The 10,686-nt window shown below is 40.6% G+C and carries 7 protein-coding genes and 2 pseudogenes; 3 read left to right on the forward strand and 6 right to left on the reverse strand.

The window, feature by feature from the left end:
• Positions 1 to 25 precede the first annotated feature (25 nt).
• The 6 genes and pseudogenes from J2Z65_RS36070 to deoB form a co-directional block, all read right to left on the reverse strand.
• Positions 26 to 168: pseudogene (locus J2Z65_RS36070) on the reverse strand (M20 family metallopeptidase); the annotation flags it as partial.
• A gap of 339 nt (positions 169 to 507) precedes the next feature.
• Complete coding sequence (locus J2Z65_RS07190) at positions 508 to 2,076, reverse strand: ABC transporter substrate-binding protein (protein WP_240159865.1); 1,569 nt, start codon at positions 2,074 to 2,076, stop codon at positions 508 to 510.
• A 182-nt stretch (positions 2,077 to 2,258) separates the two neighbouring features.
• The gene (locus J2Z65_RS07195) at positions 2,259 to 4,529 is read right to left on the reverse strand and encodes a helix-turn-helix domain-containing protein (RefSeq protein WP_167061600.1); all 2,271 of its coding nucleotides are present in this window, start codon (positions 4,527 to 4,529) and stop codon (positions 2,259 to 2,261) included.
• Positions 4,530 to 4,753: 224 nt separating this feature from the next.
• Complete coding sequence (deoC, locus tag J2Z65_RS07200) at positions 4,754 to 5,419, reverse strand: deoxyribose-phosphate aldolase (RefSeq protein WP_240159866.1); 666 nt, start codon at positions 5,417 to 5,419, stop codon at positions 4,754 to 4,756.
• Between the two features lie 116 nt (positions 5,420 to 5,535).
• Positions 5,536 to 6,357, reverse strand: coding sequence for a purine-nucleoside phosphorylase (locus tag J2Z65_RS07205; RefSeq protein ID WP_167061603.1), 822 nt, complete (start codon positions 6,355 to 6,357; stop codon positions 5,536 to 5,538).
• A gap of 90 nt (positions 6,358 to 6,447) precedes the next feature.
• Complete coding sequence (gene deoB / locus J2Z65_RS07210; RefSeq protein WP_167061606.1) at positions 6,448 to 7,635, reverse strand: phosphopentomutase; 1,188 nt, start codon at positions 7,633 to 7,635, stop codon at positions 6,448 to 6,450.
• Between the two features lie 88 nt (positions 7,636 to 7,723).
• On the opposite strand from deoB, the gene J2Z65_RS07215 reads away from it, so the two are divergent.
• The 3 genes and pseudogenes from J2Z65_RS07215 to J2Z65_RS07225 all read left to right on the forward strand — a co-directional run bounded on the left by J2Z65_RS07215 (position 7,724) and on the right by J2Z65_RS07225 (position 10,655).
• Positions 7,724 to 8,440 (forward strand): Crp/Fnr family transcriptional regulator, encoded by a 717-nt coding sequence (locus J2Z65_RS07215; RefSeq protein ID WP_167061609.1) that lies wholly within the window; start codon positions 7,724 to 7,726, stop codon positions 8,438 to 8,440.
• Positions 8,441 to 8,621: 181 nt separating this feature from the next.
• Positions 8,622 to 9,326: a purine-nucleoside phosphorylase gene (gene deoD, locus J2Z65_RS07220; protein ID WP_167061612.1), complete on the forward strand. Its 705-nt coding sequence runs from the start codon at positions 8,622 to 8,624 to the stop codon at positions 9,324 to 9,326.
• Between the two features lie 95 nt (positions 9,327 to 9,421).
• Positions 9,422 to 10,655, forward strand: a pseudogene (locus tag J2Z65_RS07225) (MFS transporter).
• Positions 10,656 to 10,686: the final 31 nt, after the last annotated feature.

Genomic DNA, 10,686 nt, shown 5'->3' on the forward strand with positions numbered 1-10,686 from the left:
TCTAATACACAGCTCACCAGTCACCAATTCTCTTATTTAAGGAAATCTCCAACTCGCGGCAGGCTTTAAGTGCCCATAGAGCTTAGATGATCCCCCCTTCATATCCAGAATGCCCGGTCCATACGCTCTGTTTCCTTCTACACAGTAGGACAGCCTGCCTACATGCCAATTGAAGCTGTCATAGGGGACAACGGAGCCAGTAATGTTGCAAGCGCATTCACAATCTGTCCAAAATTTTTGCATCATCCAGAATGATGCCCACTGCTCTCGCCATACCCACAATCTAGCTTCCCGGAACCGTTATGGAAATCTCGATGATTTATCACCCGTTGGTTAATAATATTATGCTAGATGTCAACCAACAACTGACAGTAATTTACCGACATTTCGTCCTGAATCGAACTGCCAGACAATCCAGATCATTTTTGGGATACTCGTCTGAAGAGCCGCCATTATTTTTCACTGCAGAACACTGCGTTTAAAAAAATGACGGTTCCTTGTGGGCCATTATTTTTTCGTTATTTCCGGCACATAGATCATTTCATCCGTTCTGGGTTTGAAGTTGATTGTCTTTTTAACTCCATACAAACCCTGCTCATTGTATAGATAAATGTGCGGCCTTTCATTCGCAATAATCTTTTGGATTTGTTGATATTGGGCAATACGATCTTTAGGATTCATATTAATTAACGCTGCACTCAGCAGATCGTCTACCTCTTTGTTGCTGTAATCAAGTTCCGTTTTGGCTTTTCCCGAACGATATAAGTCAAGTGCGTTATCGGCATCGAATAACGAGTTCCCATAAGACAGAAGGAGCAATTCTTTATTTTTTCCTGCAGAACGCATTTCACGAAGCTTCGTTCGATCCATAAGTTCTAAGTTCACTTTGATGCCCACTTTACCCAGCATCGTTTGAACCATCTCAGCAACTTCTTTATCTTTGGTATAAACTCCAAGAGGTGCTGACAAAGTAATTGTTAACCCGTTAGCATACCCTGCTTCCTTTAAAAGTTGCATAGCTTTTTCCGGATTATATAAAGAAGTATTGAATAAAGATGGATCTGCCCCGAAATTCCCAGGCGTGACGCGGGTACGAGTTTGTATGCCGTATCCTCCAAGAGCGTTGTCGATCAGAGCCTTCTTATTTATTGCAAGATCAATGGCTTCACGTACTTTAGGATTAGCCGTCGCTAATCCTTTCGTGTTTCGAACAGCAAGCAATCCAACACGGTTGGAGGCAGATGTTAAAGTTGTTACATCATTTTGTGCGCTTATGACTTGAACCATGTCCGGAGGAAGGTTGACAGCAATATCTATTCCTCCTGCTTTTAGCTCATTTACTCGATTCAGATCCACCGGAAGTTTACGAAACACGACACGATCCCATTCTTTAACACGTCCTCCATAAAATTGATCGAACGCTTCCAATGTTATATGATCATCGCGAACCCACTCGACAAATTTAAAAGGTCCCGAACCAACAGGATGAGTCAGAAAATACTCAAATCCATTTTTTTCAATATAATTCTTTGGCAGTATACCCGAACCTATTCTGGATAATCGGTTAAGCAGCGCAGGTTGCGGACCATTTGTCAAAATCAGGAAATTTAGATCGTCAATAATTTTCACTTCTTTGATTTGTTTATAGTTAGGGTTCTCTTTAAGAGATTGGTCTTTGGCTACACGTTCTAATGTATATTTCACATCTGCAGAAGATAATGGATCGCCATTATGAAAAGTAATCCCCTTTTTTAGTTTAAAATTCCAGGTCGTATCGTCGACGACTCTATAACTTTCTACAAGATCTGGCTTAATTTCCAAGTCTGAATTCCTTTTAAACAAATAACTGAACATATTGATATGAATAGCTTCTGTTGAGCTGATATTGTGGTTGTGGATGTCAAATGTTTCCATGTCAGTTGGCATACCAATTGACAAAAATTTACTGATGTTGTTAGCACTTTTGTCTGCAGTCCGACTATCCGCTTTATAAGGAGGCTTAGAACAACCGGCCAAGACGAGGAATATGCAGAATATAAAATACAATAGCATTGCCCACGCACGCCTGCTCTTCATCAATTCCTGTTCCCCCCATTACTCCTAATGCGATATTTGCCAAAAGCTGCATCCCTGTTAGGATGTTCTAATATTCGAGCATTTATCATTCCCAGGATCATATTATTATTTTAGTTGCTTAGATACTCAAAAAAAGCAAAGCCAGATTGGCTTTGCTCTAGTCATTTGCGATGTTTGTACCTTTAGCTTTTGTTTTGCATCCGAAAGTTAGCCGGCGTGGTGCCTGTTACATTTTTGAAAACGCGTCCAAAAGTCCTTTCCGTATAGCCAACCGCTTCTGCTATTTCATTTATAGATAAAGCACTGTTTAAAAGCAGGTGCTTCGCCTTTTCAATCTTTAAATTAGCTGTAAATTGAACAAAGCTTTGGCCCGTCATTTTCTTAAAAATCCGGCTTAAATAGGACGGGTTAATTCCAAATTGTTCAGCAACTGAGGTCAAAGACTGCATTTGAGTTGCGGACTCATACAAATATTGTTTGACTGCTTCAACTGTTTGATGCCCTCTGTTTTCATTCGTGAGCTCGATTGCTCTAAAAACTTCCGGGAAAAAATCGAATTCAAACCAATACACAAGTTCATCGACGGTCTTCCATTGGGGAGGCGGCGATAAATCCCATTGAGCAACTAGTGCTTGGTTATCCGTGGTTTCATATAATATTCGGAGAACAGAGAAATATAACATTTGTGAAGTTTGCAGCAATCTACGTGAGTTAACTTTCGCATCGAGCATATATTGAATCATATTTTTGAATACACGCAGAGTCTCTTCCTGATTGTTTTGTTTGAGCGCTTTGATCATCAATGCTTCTAATTCGTAAGGATATTGAAAAATAAAAGGAGCCTTCATCTCCCGAATCGTAATGATGCTTCCAGATCCTTTTACTAACCGTTCCATTAAGCATTCACTTGCTTCTCTATATGAATGGTGTATCCCTTCTCTGATAGAATAAGCATTCCCAACACCAATTGAGACTGGAATGTTTAAATAATTATTAACCGTACTTTGAATGGATTCTGCAACTTGCGCTGAAATTCTAGCGATTTGACGTTCATTCATTTGTGAAGGCGTGAAGCAAATAACAATGACTTGCTTCATATCCAGAGACGGAAAGATATGAGCATCACTAAAATTCTGTTTCATAATCTCTTCGCATAAGTTAGAAATTGCGAAAATTAGTAAAGCAGGTTCATCTTCACTGAATTTAGATTCTGTAGATGATAAATCAGGTTCCACGATTAAAATCCAATATTTACTGTTTTCATCCAACGAATTTTCATGAAGAAAAGCATCACTAAACGCAATGAATGATTCGGGACCTTGAAGTAAACGATAATACGTTAATTCTTTTATTGAAACGGTTTGTCTCCGATTTTGTTCCTGTAGTTGAAGGATTTCCTCCTGCTTGTGCCGTAGAAACTCCGCAATGATTTTCCGCTCATCAAGAAATCGGACCTTCTTGTCTTTTACAGTATCACCAAGTTCTCTAATCAACCGTGTCACTGGTGAAAACAGATAAGAATAGGATGAGATCAGTATGAGAATCGCGCCGATCATAACAATGAGTTCAAGTTTAATTAAATGCCAAAAAATATCTCGCTTATAAGAGAAAAATGCATCCAATGGATACCTAATCGCCACGATCCATTCACTTGATGCAAGCTTGCTATAGGTGGTAAACGTATTTCTCGAACGATCTATTGTATAGCCGGCACTAGCAGGTGTATCCAAGATATCCTTTAGCATCTTTTCCATATCCGCATCCAGGAATTGACCCAATGTATTCTTATTTGCAGAGGATATTATTTTTCCTGTATCACTAATGATTAGAGATTCGATAGGCACATCCTGACTGATTGTGATGATATTGTTTAATGCTCGTTCTCTAATATGAATCGTTAAATAAGCTTGAGGAAAGTCAGATTGTACCGGCAATGGTTGAAAAAACGAAATCATATTTTCTTGTGTGGATTGGCGGGTAAACATCCACATTGGTTTACGCAATGCCTCAATCGTTTGATACAAGCGCATCGTATCATCAGACATTGATGTGGAGGGTATTATCCCATTTGCGCTTGAAATAAGCAACACAGAACTGGGTATATATAAATCAACGCTATAAATATCTTTTACAGTGTTGGAATAAGCATTTAATTTATGCTGAATTTGTAACATCTTATCCGTTTGGTGTTCCAAATCCCTTACATAAATCGCCTGTAGGATCTCCTGATCCATCATCATATTGGAAGCGCCTTTCACAATGGATTCCAGCAATGCGTCCACATGAGAGGAAATCAAGCCATTCATCCTGACCTGATCATCGATATGATGCTTGTCAAAAACATTCGTTACGTATCTATCGCAACTAATGGTGATAAACATGGAAACTGCCATGACAGTTAAAAGGGATATGGCTATTGCTTTAATAAAAAAATTCCCCTTAAACAAATTCAATGATCCCTGCCCCCAACTATATTCTAATCTCTTTATTTTTACACTTTTGACTAAAGTTATCCTATGTTTTATAGCTCGGATTAAACTTTACGTTGAGTTTAACTTATGTTGATCTGCTTCCGTTATTTTTGCTGGGACCGGACGGAACTCAATGAATTATCGCTAATCATGGCAGTAGACTTTGACAAAGCGGAAAATACCTAATTCAAACTACGGTGCAAATATCAATAATCGCTACTTGCCGTTAAAGATTCTCCTTGGACAATGGCAACAGAGGAGCTCGTCCCAATCCTTGTCGCCCCGGCAGCCAACATGGCAAGTGCATCCTTTTGACTTCTTACCGCTCCCGAAGCCTTTACACCCATGGAAGGTCCTACTGTTTCCCGCATCAGTGCGATATCCTCCACCGTAGCGCCTCCGCCGCCAAATCCAGTTGAAGTTTTAACGAAGTCAGCGCCCGCTTTCTTCGCAAGGAGGCAGGCCGCTATCTTCTCTTCTTCCGTCAATAAAGCCGTTTCCAGAATCACCTTCACGATCGCTTTGTTGCCTGCAACTCGAACCACCCCACGAATATCTTCGTACACCGACATGTAATCTCCCGATTTGAGCTGTCCAATCGAAAGAACCATATCGACCTCAGTCGCTCCATCGATCAAAGCAGTTGCTGCCTCGATCACTTTCATTGTAGGTGCCGAAGCTCCCAGTGGAAAACCAATGACCGTACACACCTTCACTAAACTGCCTGCCAACTTCTCGGCTGCAAGCCTTACATAAATGGGATTCACGCACACGGTAGCGAATCCCCACTCCGCGGCTTCCTCACACAACTTAATAATCTGTTCGGATGTAGCTTCCGGCTTCAACAAAGTATGATCAATGACAGAAGCCATTTTCTCCTGAGATAGAGGGACGAACTCCCCCTCCTCTGTCATTAAGTTAATAATCGGTTCAAGCTTACTTTTTATCTCTTCGATTTGCTGGCGCATCATATGCCATTTCTCCTTTTCTATAACGCTTTGATAATACCAAGAACCAATTGCAAAAATTTCGGTTTCACTTTCTCAGCGGCTTCCATCACTTCATCATGGTTTAACGCCTGCTCCAAAATACCTGCCGCTTTGTTTGTAATGCATGAAATGCCAAGCACTTCAATACCAGAATGTCTTGCAACAATAACTTCCGGGACCGTCGACATTCCAACCGCATCGGCACCTAACAGCCGCGCCATACGAACTTCTGCCGGTGTTTCGTACGTAGGGCCTAAATTGCCCATGTATACACCCTCACGGAAGGTGAAGCTTTGCTCGTTTGCAACACCGTGAGCCAGTTCAATCAGACGCTTGCTGTAGGCCTCGGTCATGTCCGGGAAACGAGGACCAAGCTCTTTATCGTTATGCCCGATCAGCGGGTTCGTTCCCATGTTATTAATGTGGTCGGACAGTAGCATCAGATCACCGACTTCAAAATCCATATTCACGGCGCCCGCTGCGTTAGTGACGATAAGTTGGTTTACGCCGATCGCTTTCAAAACCCGTACCGGGAACGTCACAAAATCGGCGTCATATCCTTCATATAAATGGAACCGCCCTTTCATCATAACAACAGGTTTCCCCTTTATTTTTCCTGCAACCAATTCCCCCGCATGCCCCTCCACAGTTGAGACCGGAAAGTGCGGAATGGCAGGGTACGGGATGATTGTTGCTTCTTCGACGAGATCGGCAATAATGCCCAACCCTGAACCGAGTATCAGCCCGATCTGCGGCTTAAATCCAATCATATTCTCAATAAATGAAGCGGCCTCCTGAATTTTCTGCTTGACGGTATTCATGAACTTTTTTCCCTCTTTCTACGAAACGCATCGACCTGATGGCCTTACGTTGATACGTGATTTTCATCAATCAAATTAACAAGACCAGGTTTAGTTATTGATCTTTAATAGATTCAAAAAGCTTTCCCCGATGCCTGTCTTGGCGACATCGAAATTGTCAGCAATAGTTGCAGCTAGATCGGCAAAAGTGTTTCTTATACCGATCGAAGCGGTATTGGATGAGAGCTTAGGGCTGTAGATCAAAATGGGGACATATTCGCGAGTATGATCCGTACCTGGTGCTGTTGGGTCATTCCCGTGATCGGCTGTAATGATCAGCAAGTCCTTTTCTCCAGTCTGTTGCATAAGTTCAGGTAAATATTGATCAAACTCTTCAAGACAAGCAGCATACCCCTGTGGATCACGGCGATGGCCATATAAAGAGTCAAAGTCAACTAAATTTGTAAAGAGCAACCCTTTGAATGGACGCTTCAATAAATCAATGGTAGTCAGAATTCCGTCTAAATTGCTTTTCGTTGGATGAGATTCTTGAATCCCTTTCCCTGTAAAAATGTCATTGATTTTACCGACGGAGATAACAGTATAATCTTGATCATTTAGGCGATTGAGTACCGTATCACCAAATGGTTCAAGTGCATAATCGTGCCGATTCGATGTGCGTGTAAAGGCTCCTGGTTGTCCTATATATGGTCTTGCGATAACACGCCCAACCATATATGGATCGTTCAAGGTTAGTTCCCGAGCGATTTCACAACCATGATACAACTCCTCAAGTGGAATAATATCCTCATGTGCTGCGATTTGAAGGACACTGTCGGCCGAAGTATAAACGATCCATGCTCCAGTGCGCATTTGTTCTTCACCGTACTCGTCTAGGATATCTGTCCCGGACGAGGGCTTGTTTCCAATCACCTTTCTACCTGTCAACTCTTCAAACTTCGCAATAAGCTCATCTGGAAATCCATTTGGATAAACCTGAAATGGAACTTCTACTTTTAACCCCATTAATTCCCAATGGCCGGTCATCGTATCTTTACCAACCGACATTTCATTCATTTTTCCATAGAAGGCTTGTGGCTTCTCCATCTTAGGGATAGCGGAAAGTGGTGCAATATTGCCCAAACCAAGTGAAGTAAGATTTGGCAATTTGATCTCAGGGACCTGCTGACAGATGTGTTCAAGTGTATGGCTTCCTTGGTCACCAAAGTTGGCTGCATCAGGCAATTCGCCAATACCAACACTATCGAGGACAATCACACTAATACGTTCGAATTTCATATCGTTTCAGGCTCCATTCTTGAATGCTGGAATAATATTACCTCTGAACTAAAATACTAAAGAAATTGAATGAAAGGATCTACAACTGATGATTACTGACCTCTCTGATTTTACGATCTTCTCAGATCTTCCTAAGGATTCCTTATCGCAAATCGCGCCTTTATTGAAGGAGCGTAATTTTAAAAAGAACCATGTACTCATATTTGAAAATGATCTTAGTGAAGAAGTTTACTTAATTCGATCAGGGAAGCTGAAAGTGTATCGCCTAAGCGAAGATAGAGAAATTATTCTTAAAATTGCTTCCCCGGGTGAAATTTTGGGTGAAGCAGAAGCATTATCCAATCATAATTATCGAATTAGTACAGTTGAAGCTTTGGAGAATGTTTCTGCTTGGCAACTGGAAAAGCAAGATTTTCTTCGTATCGTCGAGCAATATCCTTCTGTTCTAAGAAATGCGTATACGATTCTTATTGAGCGAATTCGCATGCTCAATCGATTAATTCGCTATTTGTCATTTTATGATGTTCGAACAAGGACAGCAAATTTAATCACGGATCTGTATTATAACTTTGGGCAGTGGGAAGATAGCATTTGTAAAATAGACCTAAAGATAAGTCAATCTTTCCTGGCTAATATGATCGGAGTTACTAGAGAATCCATATCCAAAACCCTGGCTGAGTTTCAAGCCGAGGGAATTCTCGATATTCGGAATAAATATTTTTATGTCATAAATAAGAGTAAACTTGAATCGATTTGTAACCATACTGAAGAGTTTCCAGAACTTCGAAAATGGGATAACCAGTAGACATGTCATGAATCAAATATACCTCTGCAGGTTTAATATTTCAGTTAACGCTTTAACGATTCAACTGTGAACCAGTTAACAAAAGTGATGAGAAATCGCTGACAGAATGTGAATTTACATTGTGATATGCTGTGTTTGAATCGTTTTCTTGAGATATCGTAACACCATAGGAGGCAATAACATGAGTTTTCATATTGAAGCTAAGGCTGGGGAAATTGCAGAATCTGTTTTATTACCCGGTGATCCATTACGTGCAAAGTACATTGCAGAAACTTTTCTGGAAGGCGCTGTTTGCTACAATAATGTTCGTGGTATGCTCGGTTATACAGGAACTTATAGAGGAAGCCGTGTATCGATTCAAGGCACAGGAATGGGCATGCCCTCTGCATCCATTTATATTCATGAATTAATAAATAGTTATGGAGCAAAAAATCTGGTTCGTATCGGGACTTGTGGCGCCATACAATCTGATGTGAAAATTCGAGATGTTATTATTGGACAAGCTGCCGCGACGGATTCGTCCATTATTCGCAATAACTTCCCAGGATATGACTTCCCACAAATCGGGAACTTTGGTTTAATCAAAAAGTCATACGAAATTGGAATGGCTAAAGGTCTTAATCTTCACGTGGGTAATGTGTTGTCTTCAGATATTTTTTACTCAGATGATAATTCTTCAGTGATTAAACTTGGCCAACACGGCGTATTAGCCGTAGAAATGGAAACAGCAGGACTTTATTACCTAGCTTCTAAATTTGGCGTAAATGGGTTATCTCTTTTAACGGTCAGTGACCATCTCATCACAGGTGAGCAAACCACCGCGCTCGAAAGACAAACCACGTTTAACGACATGATCGAAGTTGCTTTGGAAACGGTAACTCAATAAAAGCTTCATTGTAACCAAAAGTAACATTCCGCGGTAATTTTGGAAGCGCTACCCTACATCATGAGAAGGAAACAACAAAGGAGAAAAGATCAGCTATGTCTACATTAACCACAGATGTGCGCATAAAGGAAGCCCAGGAGATTAATATTAAGAAAGCAGTGCCTGTTACCTTAATATTATTTCTACTTTGCTTGATCATTGATAATTCGTTTAAGATCATTTCTGTTGATATGGCAAAGGAATTCCACATCTCAGCGACAACAGTCAGCTGGCAATCAACCCTGGCTGGCCTTGTGATTGGAATCGGGGCAGTGGTTTACGCAACATTAGCGGATTCCATTAGTATCCGAAAGCTTTTTATCGCTGGGATCACTTTGATATGTGCCGGTTCAATCATGGGGTATATGTTTCAACATTCGTATTTGCTCGTTGTGATCTCACGAATTGTCCAAACGGCAGGTCTAGCATCAGCTGAAACATTATATGTTATATTTGTAACCAAACATTTGCCTGCCAATGAACAAAAGAAATTTCTAGGATTAAGTACAAGCAGTTTTGCTCTTTCGCAGCTTATTGGTACATTAACTGGCGGTTACGTTTCTACGTATTTCCACTGGACATCTCTATTTTTAATTTCTTTAGTAACACTGTTCGCCCTTCCTTTTGTTTTAAAGTATCTTCCTAAAGAAGAAACGAAAAACAGTCATGTCGATGTATTAGGATTATTCCTAGTAGGAGCCATTTCAGCAGCCTTACTCCTGTATATTACCGATTTCAATTGGATGTACCTGATTTCCTTTCTTGCTTGAAAAGATTTATGGCTTGAAACTAGATACGATTTCACTATTAATGATTCCTGGCTTTATCGGAGCTACGATCGTCGGGGCTCTTTCCGGAAAAATTGCGAAGTATCTGGGAAGCAAACAATGCATTACAATCGCGATGTCTTGTATTGTGGTAAGCTTATTACTAGGCGCATTCTTTGTACAAACTTCGGTTGTTGTACTCGTGATCTCCATGGTGTTATTCTCTGGCTCATTTGCATTCATGTACGCACCATTAATTGATTCTTGTATCCGTACGATAGAAAAAGAAAAAGCTGGAACAGTAGTCGGATTTTATAATTTAACACTTAGTGTCGCAATGTCAATCGGAATTGCCTATACAGCAGCCATGATGGACAATTCCTCCATGCAAACAAGCTTCCTAGGAATTACGAACAATTCGAATACATCCATGTTTAGTAATATCCTATTCATTCTCGTACTCATTACCCTTTTGAGTTTATCTCTGTACTGGGTATTAGTAGGACGAAAAGCGACGAAATAGATTGCGAGTCTAGTTCATAAATAGAACCCTA

Origin of the sequence: Paenibacillus aceris, assembly GCF_017874035.1 — a bacterium.
Taxonomy (GTDB): domain Bacteria; phylum Bacillota; class Bacilli; order Paenibacillales; family NBRC-103111; genus Paenibacillus_E; species Paenibacillus_E aceris.